Here is a 22,469-nt window from a genome sequence, read left to right on the forward strand (position 1 = left end):
ACTGGGACTGGCGCGCGCGTGCGGACTGGTGCGAATGTAGCCATTGCCGCCTGCTGGTGCGCGACGTGAGCGAAGTCGGTGCGGTTGCAAACGAGATCGTCGCAAAGCTAGAAAGCGGGCTTGTCGATCTGGAGGGCGATCCGGCAGAGCGCTGGATGCTCGACCCGGCAGGGTTGCGGAACGCGGCATGGCGGTTCGGATTCGCGGTGGAGCCGGTCGCCGTTGCGCGGGGCGATGTCCGCTTCCCGCCGGATTACCGTCCCGGTCGAGCGCATGCGACTCCCGCGACGACCGTGCCTCACGCGACAGGGCTCGGCATCATGGCGCGCCCCGCCGATAGCGCCGACATCGTCGAGATCGCCACCCGCTACCGCGACGCCTTCCCCACAATCGTCGTGCTGCTCGACGGTACGGCAGCTGAGGCCGGTGAACTCGCCGAGCGTCTCCCGTGGATCGAGGTTGCCCATCACCCGCTCGCCGGCGATTTCGCGGGCCAACGCAACCGCCTCCAGGACGCAGTGCAGACCGATTGGGTGTTGCAGATCGATACCGACGAGCGGCCCGACGCCGCCTTGCTCGACGCGCTCGGCTGGCTGGTCGCGGCGGCGGACCGCGACGGACTGCGGTCGCTCGGCTTGCCCCGCCGCAACATGGTCGATGGCGTGCAATCGGCATCGTATCCCGACATCCAGTACCGTCTCAACCGCAGCGACATCCGCTTCGCCGGTCGCGTCCATGAACGCCCCGTCCTGCCGTTCGTCGAAAGCTCGCTGGCGCTGGCCGGTGCGCTCGAACACCGGCTCGACGGCGAGCGGGTGCGCGAGCGGACGCGGGTCTACGAGGCGATGTCGGCCGGTGCGGGCCGACCCGAGGACGAGGCGTTGCTGCTCGCGGCCTTCGATTCCGTCGCGGTGCGATAGACCGCGACCGTCTGCGCGCCGAGCGTGTCACGCGTGAACATCCCAGAGGCGCGACGACTGGCCGCCGCATACCGCGTGCGCAGCGCCGGATCCTCGATCAGCCGCTGCACCTGCGTCGCCAGATCGTCACCGGTGCAGGTCCTCGCGAGCAGCCCTGCCCCGCTCTCGCCGATGAACAGCCGCGCGCTCGGGTCCTCGGCGCAGGCGACGACCGGGCGACCGAACATCATCGCCTCCTGATACACCAGTCCGAAGCTCTCGTACCGCGACGGTGCGACGATCACGTGCGCGGCTTCCATCAGGTCGTGCAGCATGGGTTCGTTGACGCGGTGGTGGCAGGTCAGGCGCGCGCGAACCGAGGCGGGGATCGCGCCGACGTCGTTCGCGTGCACGCCGACGATCGTCAGCCGGAACTCGCGCATCCCGGAGTCGGCGCGCTTCGACAGGATGCTGAGCGCCATGATCAGCGCGTCGAAGCCCTTGCGATGCTCGTCGCGGCCGACGAACAGCAACTGGACCGGCTCGCCGACCGGGTAGGTCGCGGCCGTACCGCGCGCGACGATTTCCGGCGGCAGGCTGAGTCCGATCACCGCGTGGCGCGCACCCTCGCCGGGCGCCGCGACGCCGTACAGCGCGGCGATCTTTTCGCCGTGGAGTTGCGTGTTCGAGATCAGTGCCTTGCTGAACCGCGCGGCGATGCGTTCCGCCAGCATCGCGACCCGTCGGTCGAACCGGTCGCGCAGGCTCGTCACGGTTTCGGCAGAGGTCGCCGCCGGTGTCGAATTGCGCGTTACCAGCGGCGCAGGACCAGACAGCGCGATCGCCAGCCCCGGCGCGTACCAGTTGGTTGCCTCGACCACGGCGAACGGTGCCCGACGATGCTCGCGCGCGACTGCACGGCGGAACGCGACCGGCGCGACCAGATGCCCGACACCGGCCATTCTGCGCAGCCGAGCGGCCAGCGACCCCTCGCGCAATCCACAGCCAACGACCGAAACCCGGCCGTCGCGGCTGTCTTCGCGGCGGTCCATCGTGAACACGCAAACATCGTTGCCAGCCTCTGCCAGCGACTGCGCAATTTCACGTGCGGCGCGGGTAAGTCCGCTCTTTTCAGGGGGATAGGCCCAGGTGAGTAGAGCGATCTTCACGCCGAGTGGTCCAAGAACGACCGATGCGCTGAAGAGAACGCAATAACCTGCATCAATATACGTGGGTTAAGTATCATTGCCCCGGAACTCGGCAACCCGACCAGCGGTTCCTCAAGTGAATTGCAGATGAATGGGGGAAGGGTGTTCGTACTACATATCGCGTTGCAGGGATGTTTGCGTGGCACCGACGTCGAATACGGGATTACCGCGGATACCGGGGGTCACATCCGGTACCTGCTCGATCTGGTCGCAGCCAGCGGCCGCAATCCCGCCATCGACCGGATGGAGATCGTCACGCGCGCTTTCCGTCATGCGGTGTATGCCGAATGCTATGCCGAACCGATCGAGACGATCGACGGAACGACGCGGATCGTTCGCCTCCAGACGGCGTCGGATGCGTATCTCGTCAAGGAAGACCTCTGGACCGAGCATGATAGTCTGGTCGAGGCCCTCGTGGCCCACATCGCCACGCTGGACCGTGCGCCCGACGTCATGCACGCGCATTATGCCGATGCGGGGCTGATCGCCGCGCGGGTGTCCGCACGCACCGGCATTCCGTACGTGTTTACCGCCCATTCGCTGGGACGTGTGAAGCGTGCGGCGTTCGATCGTGACTGTGCGGAAACCGCGGGCCTCGACCGCCGCATCGCGATCGAAGAGGAAGCCATTGCCGGCGCCGCCGCGATCATCGCCTCGTCGCGCGACGAAGCCGAGGTGCAATATGCCGATTACGCGGCGTATGATCCGGGTCGGATCCGCGTATTCGCCCCGGGTAGCGACCTGAAGCAATTCGCCAATTGCCGCACCGATCCACGCGTCGATGCAACGATAAACCGCTTCTTGGACGACCCGACCAAACCCGTCATCCTGGCGATCGCGCGCCCGGTGACCAAGAAGAACCTCGCGGCGCTGGTCCACGCCTATGGCCGGTCGCCGGCGTTGCAGGCCGCCGCCAACCTGGTGATCCTGGCCGGAACGCGCGACGACAGCACCACGCTGGAGCCGGAGATTCGCGACAACATCGCCGAGCTGCTGCAGTTGATCGACCGCTACGACCTGTACGGCAAGGTGTCCTACCCCAAGCAGCATCACCCGAACGACGTCGCCGCGATCTATGCCCATGCGCGCACCCGGCGCGGCGTGTTCGTCAACCCGGCGCTCAACGAACCGTTCGGGCTGACCCTGCTCGAAGCGGCGGCGAGCGGATTGCCCGTGGTCGCCACCGATAGCGGCGGGCCCAACGACATCGTCGAGACGTGCGGCAACGGCATCCTCGTCGATCCGCGCTCACCGTCGGCGATCACCGATGCGATCGCGAAGATCCTCGACGATCCGATCCTGTGGTCGCGTTACTCCGCCGCCGGTTCGGTCGCGATCCGCGCGTATGACTGGGACCGGCACGTGCAGCTCTACGCCGGGCTGCTCGGCGAAGTCGTCGGGGCGGACCCCGCGACGGCGGTCGAGCGCGTGCCCGATCTGCTGCTCGTATCGGATATCGACGGAACGCTGATCGGTTGCGCCGACGGCGTCGGCGACTTCGCCAGATGGCACCGCGCGCAATCCGACGTCGCGTTCGCGATCGCCACCGGGCGGAGCTTCCACAGCGCGATGGCGGTGCTCGGCCAGCACGATGCGCCACAGCCGGAGATCCTCATCACCTCGGTCGGCTCCGAGATCTATTACCGGACGCTGGGCGGTGCCGTGTACGACCGCGACACCGAATGGGACGGGATCATCGCCGCCGGCTGGGACCGCGATGCGGTGGCCGCGTTGATCGGTCGCCACGCCGGGCTGACACCGCAGAGCCCGCTCGAACAACGCCGGTTCAAGCTCAGCTATTTCGCAGACGGCGACATGGCGGCGGCGGAACGCGTGCGCGCCTTGCTGGCGGAGCACGGCCATAGCTGTTCGATCATCCAGAGCCACGGCCGCTATCTCGACATCCTCCCGCATGCCGCATCGAAGGGTACCGCCGTCGAGCACGTCCGCCGCCGGCTGGGACTGGAACCTCGGCAGGTGATCGTTGCGGGCGACAGCGGCAACGATATCGAGATGCTGCGATCGTCGCGACACGCGATCATCGTCGGCAATTACTCCGATGGGCTCGGCACGCGCGCCGATCTCGCGCACGGTTATGTCGCGGTCGGCCACCACGCGCGGGGCGTGATCGAAGGCGTGGCGTATTTCCGGGGCGCCGGCATGGGGATCAGGAAGGCGTCGTGAGCGCGTCGACGGTCAGCGTCCTGACGCTCGTTCGCGGCCGCCGTGTTCATCTGGCCAACCTGATCGCGGGGCTCAACGCCTCGACGCGGAAACCCGACGAACTCGTCATCGCGTACATGCAGACTGGTGCGCATGACGACTTGCCCGAGACCGACTTCCCCGTTCGCGAAGTCTTCGTCGAGGGCGACGCCATGCCGCTTGCAGCAGCCCGCAATCGCGCCGCTGCCGCGGCGGTGGGCGAGCACCTGATCTTCCTCGACGTCGACTGCATCCCCTCCCCCACGCTGGTCGAACGCTATGTTGCCACGGCATCATGGCCCGGCGGCATCCGCCTGGGCGAAGTCCTGTACCTCCCTGCCGACGCGCTGCGGGGCGGGCTCGACTTCGCCAAGCTCGACAGCGTCGGTGTCCGACATCCCGCCAAGCCACCGATCGCGTCCGACGAGATACGTCCCACGCCCAACCACGGCGAGCTATGGGGCCTGTCGTTCGCTATCTCGGCTGTCGATTGGGCGCGTGCGGGGGGCATGGACGAGCGTTATGTCGGCTATGGCGGCGAGGAGACCGACTTCGCCGCGCGACTGGAAAATGCCGCGGTGCCGATGTGGTGGGTCGGGGGAGCGCGCGCCTATCACCAGCATCATGCCGTCCACACGCCCGCCTACCAGCATTTCGACGCGATCGTCCGCAACGCCAGATTGTTTCGAGCGACATGGGGGCGGTGGTGCATGGACTATTGGCTGGGGCAGTTTGCCGAGCACGGCCTGATCGCCTGGGACGCCGATACGATCACGGTGCTGCGCCATCCGACCGCTGTGGAGATCGCCGATACGCTGATGCCGCCGGATACGCTGTTTAGTTGAGCCACGGGTTTAGTTGAGCCACGGGTTTAGTTGAGCCACGGGTTTAGTTGAGCCAAGCCCGCGTCATCCGGCTATGTAGCCGCATGACACCATCGATATCTCGCCGCATCGCCCGCCCTGCCCGGATGCTCTGGCTGTTGGCCGTCATCGCCTGCGGTGCCTCGGCGCCACTCGGTGCACAGCCGAAGCCGGCCACGACGAGCGTGGCGGTCCCCGCCAACGGTCGTCTCGATCAAGGCTGGTGGGCAGGTCGCCATGCGGCAATCCTGGCAACGGTCGCCCAGCACCCCGATCCCGCGGTCGTCCTGATCGGCGATTCGATCACCAATAATTATGACAAGGCTGTGCTGCCGGACGAGAATTTCGCACCGACCTGGGCGACCTTCTACGCACCCCGCCACGCGCTGAACCTAGGCTTCAGCGGTGATACGACGGCGAACGTCCTGTGGCGCCTCCAGCACGGTGAAGTCGCGGGGCTTCACCCCAAGGCGGTCGTGCTGCTGATCGGGACCAACGACACGGGTAGCGCGGGACGGACCGCCGAGCAGACCCGAGCCGGTATCGATGCGGTGGTCGACGACCTGAAACAGCGCCTGCCCGACACGAGGATACTCCTGCTCGGACTGCTGCCCAGCGCGATCACGCCGGCAAAAACGGCGAGCGACGCAGCGGTGAACATCTATCTCGCCAAGCGCTACGCCGTCGATCCGCGTGTCGCGTATCTCGATATCGGCGCCATCTTCCGCAAACCCGACGGCACGTTGAACGATACGCTGTTCTACGATCCGCGCCTGCCCCAGCATGGCAAACCGCTGCATCCCGACACCAACGGCCAGCGGATGATGGCGGAGGCGATCGAACCGACTTTGGCGAAGTTGATCGGCGAGCCGCCGCGCGTGCCGCTGACGTCGATGACCGACATCGATACCGCGGTCATTCCCGTGCCACGGCTCGAGATGGATTCCTACGACTGGTATGCGCGGCACCGCGACGTGCTCGCGCTGAACGCCATGACGCCGCGGATCGTCATGATCGGCGATTCGATCACGCATTTCTGGGCGGGCCAACCGACGGCTGCGCGCGTCAGCGGTCCCGAAGCCTGGCGGCGCGCCTTCGGTACTGCGCCGGTCGCCAATCTCGGCTTTGGCTGGGATCGGACGCAGAACGTGTTGTGGCGCCTGCGTGCCGGCGAGTTCGACGGCATGGCACCGGAATGGGTGGTGCTCAATATCGGCACGAACAACCTGACCGGCACCGACAATGCCCGCGCCAGCACGCCCGCCGAAGTCGTATCCGGCATCGAGGCGATCCTGCGCGAGATCCAGGCGAAATCGCCGCGCAGTCGCGTCGCGCTGATGGCGATCTTCCCGCGCGGCGATACGCCAGCCGATCCACTCCGCCTGGCGATCGCGCAGACCAACCGGTTGCTGATGGCACGCTTCGGCCACGACCGGGCAATCCGCTACATCGATATCGGCGCGAAATTCCTGAAGCCGGACGGCAATCTCGACCGTGATCTATTACCCGACGGCACGCATCCGAACGAAGCCGGGTATCGCCTGTGGGCGGACGCGATCGTCAGCGCCGGCATCGGGCGCTGATAGAGGCGATACCGTCAATGTCCGTGAAAATGTGGAGCGGGTGAAGGGAATCGAACCCTCGTCACTTGCTTGGGAAGCAAAAGCTCTACCATTGAGCTACACCCGCGAAACGTCGATCGGTCCGCCCGGCAGACCCGATCTCGATCGAGCGCCGAGTGCCACAACCCCGGCGGCGACGTCAACGGAAATTGTCCCGCCGGGCTCACCGGCTTACCGGTCCTATCCGCGCAATCCGAACACCTGCGATCGTTCGCTCTCGGGTACCAGTCCCTCTAGCACCGCCCAGAAACCGGACACGGCCCCCTGCCCTGCATTGGCATAGGCCGCCGCCATCCGTACCCGTGCCGCCTCGAACAATTCCCGCTCCATCTTCGCGCCCTCGGCCGTCAGCCGCAGCAGGCGCTGGCGACGATCGCGCTCGCCGGGTCGCGTCTCGACCAGCTTGCGATCGGCGAGTTCGTTCAGCACGCGACCCAGCGACTGCTTGGTGATCGCCAGCAGCGACAGGAGTTCGCTCACCGTCATGTCAGGCTTGCGCGCAATGAAATACAACGCGCGGTGGTGGGCGCGCCCCAATCCCTCCTCGGCCAATCCCTGATCGATCGACCGAGTCAGGTGACTATAGCCGAAATACAGCAGTTCCATACCGCGGCGGAGTTCGGGTTCCCGAAGGAACAGGGGTGAAGCAGACGACGCTGTGGCAGACATGTTGACCGGTTTAGACATCGCCCGTAGTCGTCGGCAACCCGCCACGAGAGAGAATTTCGATGTCCGCTCCCGCATTTGCGCAATCCGCAACCTTCCGGCACGAACCGAACGCTACTCCTGTAGAGGCGAACGAGCGCGCGAAACGGCTGATCGACCCCGGTTTCGGCCGAGTTTTCACCGATCACATGGCGATGATCCGCTACAGCGATACCGAGGGTTGGCATGACGCACGCATCACCGCCCGCGCGCCGCTGACGATCGATCCGGCGTCGTCGGTGCTGCATTACGCGCAGGAGATCTTCGAGGGGATGAAGGCGTATCGGCTCGCCGACGGCGGCACCGCGCTGTTCCGTCCGGAGGCCAATGCGCGCCGGTTCCAGGATTCGGCGCGCCGCCTCGCGATGCCCGAACTGCCGACGGAGTTGTTCCTCGAATCGGTCGAGCGCCTCGTCAAGGCCGACGCGAACTGGATCCCGGACAGCGACGGCGGCGCGCTGTACCTGCGCCCGTTCATGTTCGCCTCCGAAGTATTCCTCGGCGTGAAGCCGTCGTCGGAATATCTCTACATGGTGCTCGCCTCGTCGGTCGGTGCGTATTTCAAGGGCGGTGCCCCGACCGTGTCGATCTGGGTCAGCCAGCAATATACGCGGGCGGCGCAGGGCGGCACGGGTGCGGCCAAATGCGGCGGCAACTACGCCGCCAGCCTGCTCGCGCAGTCCGAGGCGATCCGCAACGGGTGCGATCAGGTGGTGTTCCTCGATGCGGCCGAGCGCCGCTGGGTCGAGGAACTGGGCGGCATGAACATCTTCTTCGTGTTCGACGACGGCAGCATGGCGACACCGGCGCTGACCGGCACGATCCTGCCCGGCATCACGCGCGACTCGATCCTGACGCTCGCGCGGGCACAGGGCATCGAGGTTCGCGAGGAAGGCTACACGATCGACCAGTGGCGCGCCGACGCGGCCAGCGGGCGGCTGGTCGAGGCGTTCGCCTGCGGCACGGCGGCGGTGGTGACGCCCATCGGTACGGTGGCGAGCCCCGAGGGCCGTTTCACGATCGGTAGCGGTGGTCCAGGCGCGCTGACGATGCGGATGCGCGACGCGCTGGTCTCGATCCAGCGCGGCACGGCGCCCGACGACAACAACTGGCTGCATCATCTCGCCGATTGACGTTCGCAAGGGCTTTTCACGCGCCGCTGCCCCGCTATAAGGCCGCCTCTGTTGGGGCGTCGCCAAGTGGTAAGGCAGCGGCTTTTGATGCCGCCATGCGCAGGTTCGAACCCTGCCGCCCCAGCCAATATTCCATCTCAGTCTAGCGCGCGGCGGCGGCCATCTCGGCGTTGCGGCGTTCGGATGCGGCGAGCGTCTCGGTGAGCAACGCGACCAGCGCGTCGTCGCGGTCGAGGACGTTCATGCCCTCGCGGGTCGACCCGCCCGGACTGGCGACGCGGTCGGCCAGCACGGCGGGCGACACGTCCGCGTCGGCCGCCATGATTGCGGAACCCTCGAGCGTGGCGATGGCAAGCCGCGCCGCCTGGTCCGCGGGCAATCCCAGAGCGGCACCAGCCTTGGCGAGCGCATCGGCGAACCGGAACACGAAGCCCGGACCACATCCGGCCAAAGCCGTCACCGCGTCGAAATGCGCTTCGTCCGCGATCCATTCATAGTGACCGAGTGGAGCCGCGAACGCTTCCGCCGCTGCGATCGCCGCCTCGGGTGCGCTCACTGTGTAGAGCGACGTCACGCCCTTGCCGATCGCGACCGGGAGGTTGGGCATCGCACGGACGATGGTATCCGCCGAGAACCGCTCGGTCAGCGCGGCGTGGTCGACACCCGCCAGGATCGACAACAACAGCGTCGGAGCCCCCCGCATCGGTGCGAGCAAGGCCTGCGCCGCATCGATCTGTTGCGGCTTCAGCGCGAGCATCAGCGTGGCGGGCGCCTCGTCGTCCGGCAAGGCGGTCAAGGAGCGGACACCCTCGGGCGCGCCCTTCCCGCTTCGCGTGATCACCGTCACGGTCGCAGGGTCGAGCCCGGCCGCGATCCACCGGTGCAGCATCGCGCCGCCCATGTTGCCGCAGCCGATCAGCCACAGCGCACCGTCAGGGAATCCCATGCTCAAGCCTCGCCGTGCGTTTCGATCAGGGCCGCGGCGATCGCATCCTTGGGGCTCTTGCCGCCCCACAGCACGAACTGGAACACGGGATAGAAGCGCTCGCACTCCTCGATCGCCGATTCGACCAACAGTTCGGCGGCGTCCAACGACATCGTCCCGTCGTCGCCGCCATCGACCATCGCCGCATGGCGAAACAGCAGTACGCCGCTGGACGACCAGAGTTCGAAGTGCCCGATCCAGAGCTGTTCGTTCACCAGCGCCATCGTCTCATACACCGCCTGGCGCCGTTCGTCGGGCACCTTGATGTCGGGAAAAGCGAGGAATTGCAGGACGCTATCGTCCTCGCGCCACAGTGCGCGCAACTCGTACGTCGTCCAGCTGCCCTTGACGGTCGCGACGATCTCGTCGTCGTGACGCTCATGCTCCCAGCCATGCGCAGCGTAATAGCTCTCGAGCATGTCGATCGGGGCGGCATCTTCGTGGTCGTGGTCGGCGTGTTCGAGCATCATAGGGTCCTGGCGGTCCTTATCGCACGACAAAGGGTGCCGAGGCAAAAACGCCCCGACAACCCCATCGGCCCCAATTCTGCGGAAAACTGTGGAAAAGTCAGTCGACCGACGCCCCGGCCGGCGCATCTACTGTCGATTGTGCAGCGAATTTGGCCTCAAGCGCATCGAGCCGAGCCTTCAATACATCGTTCTCGTCGCGCGCGGCGGCGGCCATCGCCTTGACCGCATCGAACTCTTCACGGCTGACGAAGTCGAGCCCGCCGAGCCATTCACGCGCACGTTCCCGCGCACCGGAACCGGCTTCGCGCCCGACGCCTGCAAGCGTACCGGCAGCGCCGTTCAAGACCTTGACGATATCGTCGAACACGCGGTTTTCGGACTGCATTGCTTCAAAATCCCAAAGACTGTGGCAGTGACTGCTGCGTCACAGCATTTGGGACGTGCGCGGCGCGGGTGCAAGGGTTTCGGCATCCGGGTTCAACTGCCCGATGCTGAACGCCAGCACGCCGGCAAAGCTGATCCACACCATATACGGCACCATCAGCCACGCCGCGGCGGGGCGGATGCGCGCGAATACGAAGGTCGCGGCGATCGACAGCGCAAGCATCGCGACGATCACCAGTACCGACAGCCCGATCTTGTGCGCGCCAAAGAATATCGGCGTCCAGGCAAGATTGAGCACGAACTGGCCGACGAACAGCGCAACGGCAAGCCCTCGCAACCGTGCACCGCGCGCGTTGAGGATCATCGCGAGCGCTAGCCCGATCATGATGTACAGCGAGGTCCACACGACCGGGAATGCCCAACCGGGCGGGTTCAGCGCAGGCTTTGCAAGCGCCATGTACCAGGCATTCTCGCTGCCGACGCTGACCGATCGACCGGACAAGAAGCCCAGCAACAGGATGAGGGGCACGGTCACGACCGCCCAGCGGAGGAACGACATCCTCAACTGGCCCTTCGAAGCGATACCGCCCACACAAATCCTTCCGTCTCTACGCGGGCTCGTCCTGCCGCGCATTTTGCGATCGGTAAACCGTGCTTGCGGAAGAATCGTTCCGCTAGTGGTTCATTCCGGCACGGCAGGGCGATTACGATCCGAGCGTGGAAGCGCCTCACGCCACTCCCGTCATCCTGACGAAAGTCAGGACCTAGGGTACCGAGCGCGCCCTGCGTGGCTCTGGGCCCCGACGTTCGTCAGGATGACAGCGGTGTTTGGGGATCGCCTGACACGGCCGATGCGGGCTGTTCCGAAGTTGGACTCTCGCCGTGCAAGGCGGCAATCAGGAACTCCACATTGCCTTCAGGCCCCGTGATCGGGCTCTCGACCACCCCGACCACGCTCCACCCCTGGCCCGTCAACCACGCCGCAACCTCGTCGCAGACGCGCTGGTGAATCGCGGTATCGCGGACGACGCCGCCCTTCCCCACTTCGCCGCGGCCTGCTTCGAATTGCGGCTTCACAAGCGCCATCAGCCTTGCGGCGGGCTTGGCAAAGGACATCGGCCGTTCGAGCACCTTCGCCAAGCCGATGAAGCTCGCGTCGCACACGATCAGGTCGATGGGCTCGGGGATATGCGCAGGCGTGAGGATGCGCGCACTGGTCTGTTCGTGAACGATGACGCGCTCGTCCTGCCGGAGCGACCAGGCCAGCTGGTTGGTCCCGCTGTCGACCGCGTAGACCTTAGCCACGCCGTTCTTCAGCATGACGTCGGTAAAGCCGCCGGTCGACGAACCGACGTCGATCGCCACCGCGCCGGTCACGTCCCAGCCGAAATGCGCCAGGCCGTGTGCCAGCTTGATCCCGCCGCGCGAAACCCAGGGGTGGTCGCGTCCGCGCACATCGAGCATCACGTCGTCCGCGAGCGTCTGCCCAGGCTTTTCGACCTTCTTCGTACCCGCGAACACGAGGCCCGCCATGATAAGCGCCTGCGCGCGCGTCCGCGACTCGACGAGGCCTCTGTCGACCAGCATTTGGTCCGCGCGTATTTTTGCCATCGGCCCGCTATCGCCGCCCGATCCGATTGCCGCAAGCTGCCTTCCTTTCGCCGCAATCCTATTGCCTATCGGTTTAGTAGGATTACGTTGAGGGCATGGGATCGTAGCCGGATGGCGTGCCTAGAGCGTCCTTCGGCCACGCTCCCGACCTCGAAGAACGAGGTTTTGGAGAAGGAGAAGCGCTGTGGGTTCTTTCGCACCGTATGATTCCGTCCAGCCGACGATCCTGACCGTACCCGGCCTTGGTGGATCGGGTCCTTCGCATTGGCAGACGCTATGGGAAGATGCCCGGCCCGACACGATCCGTGTCGAGCTTGGCATGTGGAACACGCCGCACCGCAACGCCTGGGTCACGCGGTTGGACGAAGCGATCCGGCTGGCACAGGCGCCGGTGATCCTCGCCGCGCACAGCCTCGGGTGTCTCGCCGTTGCGTGGTGGGCCGAACTTAGCCCACAACCTTATGGCTGGCCGGTAGCGGGCGCGCTTCTCGTGGCGCCGGCGGACGTCGATCGTGGCGGCGCGCAGGCCGAACTGAAGGGCTTCTCACCGACCCCGCGCACGCCGTTGCCGTTTCCTTCGATCGTGGTGGCGAGCAGCGACGACCCCTGGGTCACGCCGGAACGCGCGCACAGCATGGCGGCGGATTGGGGCAGTCACTTCGTCGACGCCGGCCCGCAGGGGCATCTGAATGCCGCGAGCGGGATCGGCTGGTGGCGCGAGGGGCAGGATCTGCTGGAGCGGGTCATCGCGGCAAGTGGTGATGGGCGCGGGCAGGCCCTGCCGCCAAGCAAAGCGCGCTCGATTCTCGCGGTGAGTGCGACGGATGCCGCACAGACGCATTACTTGGGCGGGTAGCCGTACGCGTATAAAGGTACACTACCCCGGCGAAGGCCGGGGCCCAGTTGGAAAACGTCGCTAACGGAGCGCAATTCCCAGTTACTGCGACCTTTCCAACTGGGCCCCGGCCTTCGCCGGGGTGGTGTGTAGGCCTGGCAATTTACGAAATCCGCGAACCGTCCTCATCGAACAGCTCGGGATTCGCCGCCTGCTCGGCCTTCGCCGCAGCCAGCCCACCCCGCATCCGCCGCCACATCGCGATGTTCAACGACACCATCACGATCACCGCCAGAACGATGATCACGAGGCCCTTGGTCGGTCCGGTCATGCCCGCGCTTCGGCAACCCCGCCCGAATTGTGGCGGAGCGCCTTGAGGACGGTGTCGACCAGCGCAGTCGCATCGAGACCGGCTTCGGCATATTGGACTTCAGGCTTGTCCTGATCTTGGTACACGTCGGGCAAACGCAACGTACGCAGCTTGAGACCGCCGTCGATGAGCCCCTCGTCCGACGCCATCGTCAGCACGTGGGCGCCGAAGCCGCCGACCGAATTCTCCTCGATCGTCACCGCGACCTCGTGCGTGGTGAGCAGCTTGCGGATCAGGTCGACGTCGAGCGGCTTGGCGAAGCGAAGATCGGCGACCGTGGTGCTCAGGCCCTTGGCTTCGAGGACCTCGGCAGCCTTGAGCGCTTCCTCGAGACGCGTGCCGAGCGACAGGATCGCGACGGTCTTGCCCTCACGCACGACACGGCCCTTGCCGATCTCCAGCAGTTGCGGAGTCTCCGGGAGCGCGACGCCGGTGCCGTTGCCGCGCGGGTATCGCACTGCGATCGGCCCGGTGTCGTACTGCGCCGCCGTGTGCGTCATGTGGACGAGTTCGGCCTCGTCCGCCGCCGCCATCACGACGAAGTTCGGCAGCGTTGCCAGATAGGTAACGTCGAACGACCCGGCATGAGTCGCGCCGTCCGCACCGACCAGGCCCGCGCGGTCGATCGCGAAACGGACCGGCAGGTTCTGGATCGCGACGTCGTGCACGACCTGATCGTACGCGCGCTGGAGGAACGTCGAATAGATCGCGCAGAACGGCCGCATCCCCTGCGCGGCGAGACCGGCCGCGAAGGTCACGCCGTGCTGTTCGGCGATGCCGACGTCGAAGAACCGGTCGGGATAGGCCTTGGCGAACGCGTCGAGCCCGGTGCCCGACGGCATTGCCGCCGTAATCGCGCAGATCCGCGGGTCCTTCGCAGCCTCGGCGACGAGCTGCGCGCCGAAGACGTTCTGGTATTGCGGCGGGCCAGGGGGCGCCTTGGTCTGCACGCCGGAGATCACGTCGAACTTCTGGACGCCGTGATACTTGTCCGCGGCGGCCTCGGCGGGGGCGTAGCCCTTGCCCTTCTTGGTGACGACGTGGACGAGAATCGGACCTTCCTCGGCATCGCGGACATTCTCGAGCACGGGGATCAGGTGTTCGAGGTTATGGCCGTCGATCGGGCCGACATAATAGAAGCCGAGTTCCTCGAACAGCGTGCCGCCCATCGTCATCCCGCGCGCGAATTCGTCGGTTTTGCGCATGCCGCTGGCGATTGGCCGTGGCAGCCGCCTGGCGAGCTTGCGCGCCAGATCGCGGAAGCCGAGAAACTCGCGGCTCGACACGATCCGACTGAGATATGCCGACAATCCGCCCACTGGGGGCGCGATCGACATGTCGTTGTCGTTGAGGATCACGACGAGGCGGTTGCCCGCCTGCGCGGCGTTGTTCATCGCCTCATACGCCATGCCCGCCGACATCGCCCCGTCGCCGATCACGGCGATCCCCTTGCCGGGGGTGCCCGCGATCTTGTTGGCGACGGCAAAGCCGAGCGCGGCCGAGATCGAGGTCGAGGAATGCGCAGCACCGAACGGGTCGTATTCGCTCTCGCTACGCTTGGTGAATCCGCTGAGGCCCCCGCCCTGCCGCAGCGTGCGAATCCGATCGCGGCGCCCGGTCAGGATCTTGTGCGGATAGCATTGGTGACCGACATCCCACACCAGTCGGTCGCGCGGCGTGTCGAAGACATAGTGGATCGCGGTGGTCAACTCGACCACGCCGAGGCCCGAACCGAGATGGCCGCCGGTGGTGCCGACCGCGGAAATCGTCTCGGTACGCAGTTCGTCAGCAAGTTGGCGGAGCTGGTCCGGGCGCAGCTTGCGGAGGTCGGCGGGCGTCGAAACGGTGTCGAGCAGCGGTGTCGAAGGAAGGTCGGCCATCACACGGGCTTAATGCAGCGCGCGTATCGTGTCGATTGTTACCGTGTCATGGCGTAGCATTCGCACTGAAATCGCTCGGAAAGTGCACAATTATGAACTTTACACACCGCGTTGCCGATGAGGCAGATATCCCGGCGATCGCCGCGCTGATGGCACGCGCGATCGGCGCGTTGCAGAGGGACTTCCTGACGCCGGCGCAGGTCGAGGCAAGCCGCGCAGTGATGGGACTCGACACGCAACTGATCGCGGACGGAACGTATCTGCTGGTGGAGCTGGACGGGCGGCTGGCGGGATGTGGTGGATGGAGTCGGCGAGCGACGCTGTATGGTGGCGATCACAGCACGGCGTTGCGCGATGCGGCGTTGCTGGACCCGACGCGCGATGCGGCGCGGATCCGCGCGATGTATACCGATCCGGATTTTACGCGGCGGGGTGTCGGGCGGCTGGTGTTGTCGGTTTGCGAGACCGCAGCGCGTGAGGCCGGGTTTGCTCGGGCGGAAATGATGGCAACGCTGGCGGGGGAACCGCTCTACCGGGCGTGCGGGTATATGCCGATCGAGCGGATCGAGACGCCAGGGCTTGTCCCTGTGCCGATGATCCGGATGGGGAAGGATCTGGGGTAGAACCTTACCCCACACGTCCCGTCACCCCGGACCTGTTCCGGGGGCACGGTGCCGCAAAATTACGTCTATCGAGTGTGCGGAACGGTGGATGCCGGAACGAGCCCGGCATGACGGAGGGAAGGAGGCTACTTTACTTCGCACTCCGCGCAACGACCGCGAACTTCGATCACCGGGCGGACCGGGGAGAAGCCTGCCGCCTCCGCCGCACTGCGGACGCCCTTGGTAATCGTGTCGTTGTCGAGATGCGTGGTCTGGCCGCACGAGTCGCAGACCAGGAAGATGCAGTCGTGGAGGCAATCAGGGTGCGCGTTGGCGACATAGGCGTTGGCGCTCTCGACCCGCCGCGCGAGGTTCGCGCCGACGAACAGGTCGAGGATGCGATACACGCTGTTCGCGGCGACCCGGCGGCCTTCGGATTTCGAAACGGCTTCCGCAATATCGTAGGCGGAGGCGGGTTTATCAAAACTTGCGAGTGCAGCGAACACGCTCGCGCGCATCGACGTCCATTGCTCGCCAGCCTTTTCGAGCGTCGTCTGCGCTGCGACGGTGAGATCGGCGCCTTGCGGTTCGGTATGATTGTGAGCGTGCGCCATGCTGGATGAAGTAGGATGCCGGAAGGGTTCCAGCAACCCGCTCAGATCTCCCGAGTCACGTGGCAGCGCGCCGGTTGAGATCGTGGCCGAACGCGAGCAGGCCGACGCCGACGATCGTCCACAAGGTCTCGCCGCCGCCGCTGTCGTGCGGCAGCGTCATCGCGCCCGCCATGATGCCGAGCCCGAGCGCGCCCATCGCGGCGGGCATCATATAGCCGTGATTAAGCACGCCGCGACCAAGCGCGAGCGCACCGAGACCGATCGCGATCGTCAGGCCGACTTCGTGGAAGATCGGATCGAGCAGGAACCCGCTCGCGGTCGACATCAACGCGACCAGCACCGACGTCGCGAGGCAGTGCACCATGCACAGGCCGGAAAGCCCGATCGCATAGCGATCGAGACCGGCGAAGCGGTGGGTATGGCTGGCCGAAGGCGTCATCGTTCGTTGGATATAGACGGGCGGTTGAAAGGATACAACATTACATTGCCAATTTTCTTGGGTGCTGGTGTGGGTTTTCGTCGCCGTCTCGCGAGACCATGACCATGTAACGTCGCGCCATCCTCCTTGTTTCCCCGCGAAGGCGGGGACCCAGTCTGGGCTCCCGCCTTCGCGGGAGAACAATGAAGTAGAGTGCAGCGGCTACTGGAGTCTTGGCCCTCGATCGGCTCCAGCAACATGAAGCAATGGCGCAGCACGAAGCGATGGCGCCGCGCCCGTCAGGGGAGTAATACGCGGCCATGCTTCAACCTAGCGCCGCCTTTCTCACCAGAGCCCGTCCCCGCTCCGTCGCCCTGTGGCTGTATACGGTCGCGGGGCTGATCGTCGCGATGGTCGTCATCGGCGGGATCACACGGCTGACCGAGTCGGGGCTGTCGATCACGCAGTGGAAGCCGATCAGCGGGATCATCCCGCCGCTCAACGACGCCCAGTGGCAGGCCGAGTTTGCCGCCTACAAGCGCATCCCCGAATATGCCGCGTTCAACGCCGACATGACCGTGTCCGGGTTCAAGGCGATCTTCTTCTGGGAATATCTACACCGGCTGTGGGGTCGACTGATCGGCCTCGCCTTCGCGGCGCCGCTGATCTGGTTCGCGGTGCGCAAGCGGATCCCGGTCGGCTATGGCTGGCGCTTGTCGGCGCTGCTGGCACTCGGCGCGTTCCAGGGTGCGATCGGCTGGTGGATGGTCGCCTCGGGCCTGTCGGTGCGGACCGACGTCAGCCACATCCGTCTGGCCGTGCATCTGCTGACCGCGCTGACGATCCTTGCCGGGATCGTCTGGACCGCACTCGACCTGATGGCGCTGCACCGCAATCCGCTCGCCGCCCCTGCCCGCCTCGCACCCGTAGCGATTCTCGCGCTGGCGCTGCTGTTCGTGCAGCTCGTCTATGGCGCGTTTACCGCAGGACTTGACGCGGGCTATGCGTTTGCGAGCTGGCCGCTGATGGGTGACGGCCTGTTCCCCGCCGACGTGCCGATGGTGAACCCCGCCTGGAGCAACGCGGTCGACAACCCGATCGTCGTCCAGTTCATCCATCGCTGGTTCGCGTTCGCCGCCGCCGCCGGGCTGATCTGGCTGGCGATCAAGGCGACCAAGACCGGCAGCAGCGCGGGGTTCTTCGTCGTCGGGCTCGTCACGCTGCAGATCATGCTTGGCATCGCCACGCTGATGACCGGTGTGCAGATCGACGTCGCGGTCGCGCACCAGGGCAACGCGGCACTCCTCCTGATCGCCGCCATGTTTGCCGCTCATGCCGTCGGCAGCGCACCCCGCCTGAAGCAGCGGGTATAATAATACCCGTCAGGAAACCGGCGGAAAGCTTGACTTGAAGCCCCCCTTTCAGCATTAAGCCGGCATTCGCGCTGCGGGATCTTCCCTTGGTGCGCTTGCATTCAATCTGGAAGGTCTAACGCCCATGAAGGCGCTCATGAAGACCACCAAGTCGGCAAAGCCGGCCGAGGTGGAGAAGCAGTGGCATATCGTCGACGCGGAAGGTCTCGTCGTCGGTCGTGCCGCATCGATCATCGCCAACGTCCTGCGCGGCAAGCACAAGGTGTCGTTCACCCCGCATGTCGATTGCGGTGACAACGTCGTCGTGATCAACGCCGACAAGATCCGCTTCACCGGCAACAAGGCCGCGAAGAAGATCTATTACAAGCACACCGGTTACGCCGGGGGCATCAAGGGCATCACGGCTGCCAAGGTCCTCGACGGCCGCTTCCCGGAGCGCGTTCTCGAAAAGGCTGTAGAGCGCATGATCCCGCGCGGCCCGCTGGGTCGTGAGCAGATGCGCAACCTGCGTATCTTCAAGGGCACCGAGCATCCGCACGAGGCACAGAACCCTGCCGTGCTCGACATCGGCAGCATGAACCGCAAGAACAAGGTGGGCGCATAATGTCCGACAACCGCCAGTCGCTCGCCGATCTCGCGAGCCTGACCAACCAGCCCGCGCCGGCTGCCCCTGCCGAGCAGGCTCTGCCGACCAGCGAAGGCGAAATCGCAGCACCGGTCTCGAACGAGCCCGTCCGCGAGCCGATGCCTTTGCGCGAGCAGATCCTCGACAAGCAGGGCCGCGCTTATGCGACCGGCCGTCGTAAGGACGCCGTCGCACGCGTCTGGGTCAAGCCCGGTACCGGCAAGATCACGATCAACGGTCGTGACCAGGAAGTGTATTTCGCACGTCCGACGCTGCGTCTCGTCATCAATCAGGTGTTCGGCATCACCGAGCGCGAAGGTCAGTACGACGTCGTCTGCACCGTCAAGGGCGGTGGCCTTTCGGGCCAGGCCGGCGCGGTCAAGCACGGCATCAGCCAGGCCCTGACCCGCTTCGAGCCAGTGCTGCGCGCAACGGTCAAGTCGGCAGGCTTCCTGACCCGCGATAGCCGCGTCGTCGAGCGCAAGAAGTACGGCAAGGCGAAGGCCCGTCGTAGCTTCCAGTTCTCGAAGCGCTAATTTCGCTTTCAGTATCTGCGTATCAGAAGGGCGGTCCGGCAACGGGCCGCCCTTTCTGGTTTTGGGGCGCGAGTGTACCGCGCTGATGCCAAGCTCCCGTTCTCCTGCGAACGCAGGAGCCCAGGATAACAGAATGCGCCGATCTTGACCCTGGCCTCCTGCGTGCGCAGGAGAACGGAAGTTCGGCGAACGACGAACGCCTATTCTAGCGCGGTGATGATCTCGCTCAACGAGGCATTGCGGATTCCGCGGCGGTCGAGCGCGTCGAGCATCGCCGTCCACCAGGCATGGAAGCGCCTCAGATCGGCGGCATCGCGAACATAGGGCGTGTGCCCGGGGGCTAGCGAGGGCGAGTGGAACGAGAAGTTGAGCAACCGAAGCCCCTCGCCGACCGCAACCGCGACGGCTTCGAGCGCGGCTTCGATCGGCATGTCCTCCGGGGTCAACGCGATCCGTGACAGAAGGCCAGCGCGCGCGAACAGTCCCCTGCCCTTCGGCACACGTCCGAGCACACGATATAGTCCCGGACCGCCCTGCCGTGCGTAGCCGGTGAAGACAGTAGTCAGCGGCAGTTCGACGATATCTCCCTGACGGTACGCATGTGCGTCGGCCCTCGTGAAATCGGGGCCGCCATCCGCGCGGTAATCATAGCCGGGTCGGATCGAGCTATCGATCCGGTAGCCAAGCTCAGCGAGTAACGAGAAAGTCCGTGGACCAATGCCGTAGCGGCCAGCGCGATACGCGCGTGGCGCGCTGCCGAACGCGGCCGTTATCGTCTTGGTCAGCGTGTCGAGTTTGGCGGCTTCCAGCGCGCGCGGGAGGTTACCGGCGTAGCTCGCCTCCGGCGTCGCATCCTCCTCGAACGGTGGATTGACCCAGGCGTGCAGCTGCGTGCCGATCTCGGATCGCCCATCCTCGACGACCCGCTTCAGGATCGCGACCGCGGCCGGGTCGGTAGCGATCGGGTGGTCTACCATGCAGGCCAAAGCGACGCCGCGCCCGGCGAAGCGTTCATGTGCGTCGGGAAAGGCCGCCATCGCGGTCGTCGCGCGGTTGCGCGTGTCCAGTGGCGCGCGCCAGTCGAACTCTTCCTCGACGTCGACGAAGACGGTGAAGCGCGTACCGAAATCGTCCGGCCACGCCACGCGTTGCGAAGGCTCAGGCCGCGGCGGTCGACACGCGCGGTCGGCGATCACCGGTTTTCGTCGGCGGTCCGCTCCACCGCGCGGGCGTGCGCCGCGGGAAGCTGAAGCGTGAGGCGATCCGGGCCGATCGTCAGCGCGCCGCCCAACTCGACCGCGAGGTTCTGCGCGAGACGAAGCGCAAAGCCGGTACCGAGCAGAGGGGCGCCGTCGCCGTCACCGCCCTGCTCGGCATCGATGCTGAGCAGGACGTCGGTAGCATGCGCGGCAAGCGCTGCGGGGCGGTCGAATTCGATCGTCACGGTATCCCCGACCGGCCGCACGACCAGCCCGAGCCGTTCGCCCTGCCGGCTCGCCGATACGAGCGCGGCGAGCAGGCGACCGATCAATCGTTCGACCGCGCGGTCATCACCGAGAACATCGCAGTCGCCCGCCGGCATCGCGAGCGCGAGGCTCGCACCGCGCAAGGTGGCGAGTGGTTGCAGGTCCAGCATCACCCGGTCCAGCATCGGGCGGACCGATACCATCGTCGGCCGCAGATCGAGAGCATGGCCTTCGATCCGCGCTGCGGTGTCGAGATCGTCGATCGCGGCGAGCAGATCGCCTGCCTGCGCGCGGATCGTGGTCGCACGGTCACGATAGGTCGGCGAGACGGGGCCGAGCAACTGCGTCTCGATCAGTTCGGCAAACCCCGCGATCGCATTGGTCGGTGTGCGCAACTCATGAACGAGCTGGCGCAGCGAATCGGATATCGGCGAGGTGCCGGCACGCGCCGGTTCCGCGATCTCGTCGCGACGCGGGCGGCGGGCGGTACCGCGAAAGCCGGTGAAGCGCCCCGAATCATGATCGAACGCCGGTACGCCGGACACGCGCCACGATCCGAACGCATCGGACAAACCGCCGACTTCGAGCCGGGCATCGCCGAACCGCGACCGGCGCCGGAACGCCCCCGCTGCAACGCCGTCGAGCTGCGCCTCGCCCTGCTTGGCCGCATGCGCGAGCGACACGCCGATCAGCGCGGACCGCGCGACGCCGTCGACCATGCGGATGATCCCGCGTGCATCGGTTTCGTACCGGAAGCTCTCGATCTCGGCTGGCGTCGCCGGGGGCATCGCATCTTCGACGGTACGGTCGCGGTTGAAGGCCTCGATTCGCGCGACCAGGTCCGAGATCTCGAAACGGTCCGCGGGGGCGGCATCCACCGGCGCAGGGGCCGGCGGTTCGGTCTCCGCCAGCTTGGCATGGCGCAGCGCTTCGGCCACGAACGGCAGGCCGCGTGCGACTGCACCCAGTGCCATGAACGGCGTCTCGCTGAGCGGTGCACTCGGCAAAACGACAGCGGACGGGACTGGTTCGGCGTCAGTCGTCTCGGCAATAGCGAGTTCGGGTGCCGTATCGGTAGCCAGCATTTCAGCGACGATACGCTCGGCGGCGGACGGCTCGATCACATCGCCTGCGATCGTCACGTCGACGATCGGCTCCGACGATACCGCGGCCTCGTCGATATCGGCATCGGGCCTGGGTAGAACGAAGTCGGTCGAACCGAAGCTCTGCAATCCTCGCTGAACCCCAGCCGACAGATCGCGGCGATGACGCAGGACGGACCGGCCAGCTGGGGTCAGCCGCGGGAGAAGTGCCAGCCATTCGTCGGTCGCCAGCGTGGCCGTCCGCAACACCGGCGCGGCGATCGCGAGAACGTCCTCGGCGAAGAAGCCGACCAGTCGCGCATCGGGTTTGGCAAAGGCGAGCGCCCGGGCGCTGGCGGCACGAACATCGACCGGAACGGCCTGGCGAAGCAACCGCAACCGCGCGATCGCGGGCTCGTCGACCACGGCACGGCCGCGTCCCATCAGGTCGACCAACTGCCGCCATGCCGATTGCGCACCGAAATCGGTGGCCATGTCGGCGGCAAGGATCGTCTTCAGGCTATCGTCGAACCGCACATCGTTCCCCGGCTTCAGCGGGCCTAGCACGCTCTCCGTACCGATTCCT

23 protein-coding genes and 2 tRNA genes are annotated in these 22,469 nt (G+C 66.0%); 11 read left to right on the forward strand and 14 right to left on the reverse strand.

What is annotated here, in order from left to right; all coding sequences use genetic code 11:
- Positions 1 to 56: 56 nt before the first annotated feature.
- A complete protein-coding gene (locus AC1MLZ_RS03915; protein WP_480960548.1) occupies positions 57 to 920 on the forward strand; it encodes a glycosyltransferase family protein in 864 nt (287 codons plus the stop codon).
- Here AC1MLZ_RS03915 and AC1MLZ_RS03920 read toward each other — a convergent pair.
- Positions 836 to 2,068, reverse strand: a complete 1,233-nt coding sequence (locus AC1MLZ_RS03920; protein WP_480960549.1) for a glycosyltransferase family 4 protein — start codon at positions 2,066 to 2,068, stop codon at positions 836 to 838. The two genes, AC1MLZ_RS03915 and AC1MLZ_RS03920, sit on opposite strands and share 85 nt — an antisense overlap.
- 141 nt (positions 2,069 to 2,209) lie before the next feature.
- Here AC1MLZ_RS03920 and AC1MLZ_RS03925 point away from each other — a divergent pair, with 141 nt between their 5' ends.
- The 3 genes from AC1MLZ_RS03925 to AC1MLZ_RS03935 all read left to right on the forward strand — a co-directional run bounded on the left by AC1MLZ_RS03925 (position 2,210) and on the right by AC1MLZ_RS03935 (position 6,755).
- On the forward strand, positions 2,210 to 4,291 hold the full coding sequence (locus tag AC1MLZ_RS03925; protein WP_480960550.1) for an HAD-IIB family hydrolase: 2,082 nt from the start codon (positions 2,210 to 2,212) through the stop codon (positions 4,289 to 4,291).
- A complete protein-coding gene (locus AC1MLZ_RS03930) occupies positions 4,288 to 5,154 on the forward strand; it encodes a glycosyltransferase family 2 protein (protein ID WP_480960551.1) in 867 nt (288 codons plus the stop codon). Before AC1MLZ_RS03925 ends, AC1MLZ_RS03930 begins: the two co-directional genes overlap by 4 nt.
- An 83-nt stretch (positions 5,155 to 5,237) precedes the next feature.
- Positions 5,238 to 6,755 carry a GDSL-type esterase/lipase family protein gene (locus AC1MLZ_RS03935; RefSeq protein WP_480960552.1) on the forward strand — a complete coding sequence of 506 codons (1,518 nt, stop codon included), beginning with the start codon at positions 5,238 to 5,240 and terminating at the stop codon, positions 6,753 to 6,755.
- Positions 6,756 to 6,787: 32 nt separating this feature from the next.
- Here the strand turns inward: AC1MLZ_RS03935 and AC1MLZ_RS03940 are convergent.
- Positions 6,788 to 6,861: transfer RNA gene (locus AC1MLZ_RS03940), tRNA-Gly, on the reverse strand.
- 113 nt (positions 6,862 to 6,974) lie between these two features.
- Entirely contained in the window at positions 6,975 to 7,481 is a 507-nt protein-coding gene (locus AC1MLZ_RS03945; protein WP_480960553.1) for a MarR family transcriptional regulator, read from the reverse strand.
- Between the two features lie 41 nt (positions 7,482 to 7,522).
- Between AC1MLZ_RS03945 and AC1MLZ_RS03950 the strand changes: the two genes are divergently transcribed.
- Positions 7,523 to 8,632, forward strand: coding sequence for a branched-chain amino acid aminotransferase (locus tag AC1MLZ_RS03950; RefSeq protein ID WP_480960554.1), 1,110 nt, complete (start codon positions 7,523 to 7,525; stop codon positions 8,630 to 8,632).
- 52 nt (positions 8,633 to 8,684) lie between these two features.
- A tRNA-Gln gene (locus tag AC1MLZ_RS03955) sits at positions 8,685 to 8,759 on the forward strand.
- Positions 8,760 to 8,774: 15 nt separating this feature from the next.
- Here AC1MLZ_RS03955 and AC1MLZ_RS03960 read toward each other — a convergent pair.
- The 5 genes from AC1MLZ_RS03960 to AC1MLZ_RS03980 all read right to left on the reverse strand — a co-directional run bounded on the left by AC1MLZ_RS03960 (position 8,775) and on the right by AC1MLZ_RS03980 (position 12,082).
- Positions 8,775 to 9,578, reverse strand: coding sequence for a pyrroline-5-carboxylate reductase family protein (locus AC1MLZ_RS03960; protein ID WP_480961461.1), 804 nt, complete (start codon positions 9,576 to 9,578; stop codon positions 8,775 to 8,777).
- A 2-nt stretch (positions 9,579 to 9,580) separates the two neighbouring features.
- Positions 9,581 to 10,087 carry a type III secretion system chaperone family protein gene (locus AC1MLZ_RS03965; protein ID WP_480960555.1) on the reverse strand — a complete coding sequence of 169 codons (507 nt, stop codon included), beginning with the start codon at positions 10,085 to 10,087 and terminating at the stop codon, positions 9,581 to 9,583.
- Positions 10,088 to 10,184: 97 nt separating this feature from the next.
- On the reverse strand, positions 10,185 to 10,472 hold the full coding sequence (locus tag AC1MLZ_RS03970; RefSeq protein ID WP_480960556.1) for an accessory factor UbiK family protein: 288 nt from the start codon (positions 10,470 to 10,472) through the stop codon (positions 10,185 to 10,187).
- Between the two features lie 39 nt (positions 10,473 to 10,511).
- Complete coding sequence (locus AC1MLZ_RS03975; RefSeq protein ID WP_480961462.1) at positions 10,512 to 11,030, reverse strand: TspO/MBR family protein; 519 nt, start codon at positions 11,028 to 11,030, stop codon at positions 10,512 to 10,514.
- Positions 11,031 to 11,281: 251 nt separating this feature from the next.
- Positions 11,282 to 12,082 carry a TlyA family RNA methyltransferase gene (locus AC1MLZ_RS03980; RefSeq protein ID WP_480960557.1) on the reverse strand — a complete coding sequence of 267 codons (801 nt, stop codon included), beginning with the start codon at positions 12,080 to 12,082 and terminating at the stop codon, positions 11,282 to 11,284.
- Between the two features lie 184 nt (positions 12,083 to 12,266).
- Here AC1MLZ_RS03980 and AC1MLZ_RS03985 point away from each other — a divergent pair, with 184 nt between their 5' ends.
- A complete protein-coding gene (locus tag AC1MLZ_RS03985) occupies positions 12,267 to 12,938 on the forward strand; it encodes an RBBP9/YdeN family alpha/beta hydrolase (RefSeq protein ID WP_480960558.1) in 672 nt (223 codons plus the stop codon).
- A 142-nt stretch (positions 12,939 to 13,080) separates the two neighbouring features.
- Here the strand turns inward: AC1MLZ_RS03985 and AC1MLZ_RS03990 are convergent, their stop codons facing one another.
- Together AC1MLZ_RS03990 and dxs are read right to left on the reverse strand one after the other, a co-directional pair.
- Positions 13,081 to 13,248 carry a hypothetical protein gene (locus AC1MLZ_RS03990; RefSeq protein ID WP_156362292.1) on the reverse strand — a complete coding sequence of 56 codons (168 nt, stop codon included), beginning with the start codon at positions 13,246 to 13,248 and terminating at the stop codon, positions 13,081 to 13,083.
- Complete coding sequence (gene dxs, locus AC1MLZ_RS03995; RefSeq protein ID WP_480960559.1) at positions 13,245 to 15,167, reverse strand: 1-deoxy-D-xylulose-5-phosphate synthase; 1,923 nt, start codon at positions 15,165 to 15,167, stop codon at positions 13,245 to 13,247. Before dxs ends, AC1MLZ_RS03990 begins: the two co-directional genes overlap by 4 nt.
- 92 nt (positions 15,168 to 15,259) lie before the next feature.
- Between dxs and AC1MLZ_RS04000 the strand changes: the two genes are divergently transcribed.
- On the forward strand, positions 15,260 to 15,790 hold the full coding sequence (locus AC1MLZ_RS04000) for a GNAT family N-acetyltransferase (RefSeq protein WP_480960560.1): 531 nt from the start codon (positions 15,260 to 15,262) through the stop codon (positions 15,788 to 15,790).
- 125 nt (positions 15,791 to 15,915) lie between these two features.
- Here AC1MLZ_RS04000 and AC1MLZ_RS04005 read toward each other — a convergent pair whose 3' ends face one another.
- Both AC1MLZ_RS04005 and AC1MLZ_RS04010 read right to left on the reverse strand, forming a co-directional pair.
- Complete coding sequence (locus tag AC1MLZ_RS04005) at positions 15,916 to 16,383, reverse strand: Fur family transcriptional regulator (RefSeq protein WP_480960561.1); 468 nt, start codon at positions 16,381 to 16,383, stop codon at positions 15,916 to 15,918.
- A 55-nt stretch (positions 16,384 to 16,438) separates the two neighbouring features.
- Positions 16,439 to 16,822 (reverse strand): MerC domain-containing protein, encoded by a 384-nt coding sequence (locus AC1MLZ_RS04010; RefSeq protein WP_480960562.1) that lies wholly within the window; start codon positions 16,820 to 16,822, stop codon positions 16,439 to 16,441.
- Positions 16,823 to 17,121: 299 nt separating this feature from the next.
- On the opposite strand from AC1MLZ_RS04010, the gene AC1MLZ_RS04015 reads away from it, so the two are divergent.
- From AC1MLZ_RS04015 to rpsI, 3 genes are all read left to right on the forward strand, one after another.
- Positions 17,122 to 18,174: a COX15/CtaA family protein gene (locus AC1MLZ_RS04015; protein WP_480960563.1), complete on the forward strand. Its 1,053-nt coding sequence runs from the start codon at positions 17,122 to 17,124 to the stop codon at positions 18,172 to 18,174.
- 124 nt (positions 18,175 to 18,298) lie between these two features.
- A complete protein-coding gene (rplM, locus tag AC1MLZ_RS04020) occupies positions 18,299 to 18,778 on the forward strand; it encodes a 50S ribosomal protein L13 (RefSeq protein ID WP_060524218.1) in 480 nt (159 codons plus the stop codon).
- Positions 18,778 to 19,335 carry a 30S ribosomal protein S9 gene (gene rpsI / locus AC1MLZ_RS04025; RefSeq protein WP_480960564.1) on the forward strand — a complete coding sequence of 186 codons (558 nt, stop codon included), beginning with the start codon at positions 18,778 to 18,780 and terminating at the stop codon, positions 19,333 to 19,335. The genes rplM and rpsI overlap by 1 nt, the downstream gene beginning before the upstream one ends.
- 200 nt (positions 19,336 to 19,535) lie before the next feature.
- Here the strand turns inward: rpsI and AC1MLZ_RS04030 are convergent, their stop codons facing one another.
- Both AC1MLZ_RS04030 and AC1MLZ_RS04035 read right to left on the reverse strand, forming a co-directional pair.
- The gene (locus AC1MLZ_RS04030) at positions 19,536 to 20,531 is read right to left on the reverse strand and encodes a polysaccharide deacetylase family protein (protein WP_480960565.1); all 996 of its coding nucleotides are present in this window, start codon (positions 20,529 to 20,531) and stop codon (positions 19,536 to 19,538) included.
- Entirely contained in the window at positions 20,528 to 22,450 is a 1,923-nt protein-coding gene (locus AC1MLZ_RS04035) for a histidine kinase dimerization/phospho-acceptor domain-containing protein (protein ID WP_480960566.1), read from the reverse strand. Before AC1MLZ_RS04035 ends, AC1MLZ_RS04030 begins: the two co-directional genes overlap by 4 nt.
- Positions 22,451 to 22,469 lie beyond the last annotated feature (19 nt).

It is taken from the genome of Sphingomonas sp. PEI4 (genome assembly GCF_056679955.1).

What these genes read in the sequence shown, in the direction of transcription:
- AC1MLZ_RS03935 (WP_480960552.1), top strand. Translation starts at nt 5,238, where the DNA reads ATGACACCATCGATATCTCGCCGCATCGCCCGCCCTGCCCGGATGCTC.
- AC1MLZ_RS03945 (WP_480960553.1), bottom strand. Translation starts at nt 7,481, where the DNA reads ATGTCTAAACCGGTCAACATGTCTGCCACAGCGTCGTCTGCTTCACCC.
- AC1MLZ_RS03950 (WP_480960554.1), top strand. Translation starts at nt 7,523, where the DNA reads ATGTCCGCTCCCGCATTTGCGCAATCCGCAACCTTCCGGCACGAACCG.
- AC1MLZ_RS03960 (WP_480961461.1), bottom strand. Translation starts at nt 9,578, where the DNA reads ATGGGATTCCCTGACGGTGCGCTGTGGCTGATCGGCTGCGGCAACATG.
- AC1MLZ_RS03965 (WP_480960555.1), bottom strand. Translation starts at nt 10,087, where the DNA reads ATGATGCTCGAACACGCCGACCACGACCACGAAGATGCCGCCCCGATC.
- AC1MLZ_RS03970 (WP_480960556.1), bottom strand. Translation starts at nt 10,472, where the DNA reads ATGCAGTCCGAAAACCGCGTGTTCGACGATATCGTCAAGGTCTTGAAC.
- AC1MLZ_RS03975 (WP_480961462.1), bottom strand. Translation starts at nt 11,030, where the DNA reads ATGTCGTTCCTCCGCTGGGCGGTCGTGACCGTGCCCCTCATCCTGTTG.
- AC1MLZ_RS03980 (WP_480960557.1), bottom strand. Translation starts at nt 12,082, where the DNA reads ATGGCAAAAATACGCGCGGACCAAATGCTGGTCGACAGAGGCCTCGTC.
- AC1MLZ_RS03990 (WP_156362292.1), bottom strand. Translation starts at nt 13,248, where the DNA reads ATGACCGGACCGACCAAGGGCCTCGTGATCATCGTTCTGGCGGTGATC.
- dxs (WP_480960559.1), bottom strand. Translation starts at nt 15,167, where the DNA reads ATGGCCGACCTTCCTTCGACACCGCTGCTCGACACCGTTTCGACGCCC.
- AC1MLZ_RS04000 (WP_480960560.1), top strand. Translation starts at nt 15,260, where the DNA reads ATGAACTTTACACACCGCGTTGCCGATGAGGCAGATATCCCGGCGATC.
- AC1MLZ_RS04005 (WP_480960561.1), bottom strand. Translation starts at nt 16,383, where the DNA reads ATGGCGCACGCTCACAATCATACCGAACCGCAAGGCGCCGATCTCACC.
- AC1MLZ_RS04010 (WP_480960562.1), bottom strand. Translation starts at nt 16,822, where the DNA reads ATGACGCCTTCGGCCAGCCATACCCACCGCTTCGCCGGTCTCGATCGC.
- AC1MLZ_RS04015 (WP_480960563.1), top strand. Translation starts at nt 17,122, where the DNA reads ATGCTTCAACCTAGCGCCGCCTTTCTCACCAGAGCCCGTCCCCGCTCC.
- rplM (WP_060524218.1), top strand. Translation starts at nt 18,299, where the DNA reads ATGAAGGCGCTCATGAAGACCACCAAGTCGGCAAAGCCGGCCGAGGTG.
- rpsI (WP_480960564.1), top strand. Translation starts at nt 18,778, where the DNA reads ATGTCCGACAACCGCCAGTCGCTCGCCGATCTCGCGAGCCTGACCAAC.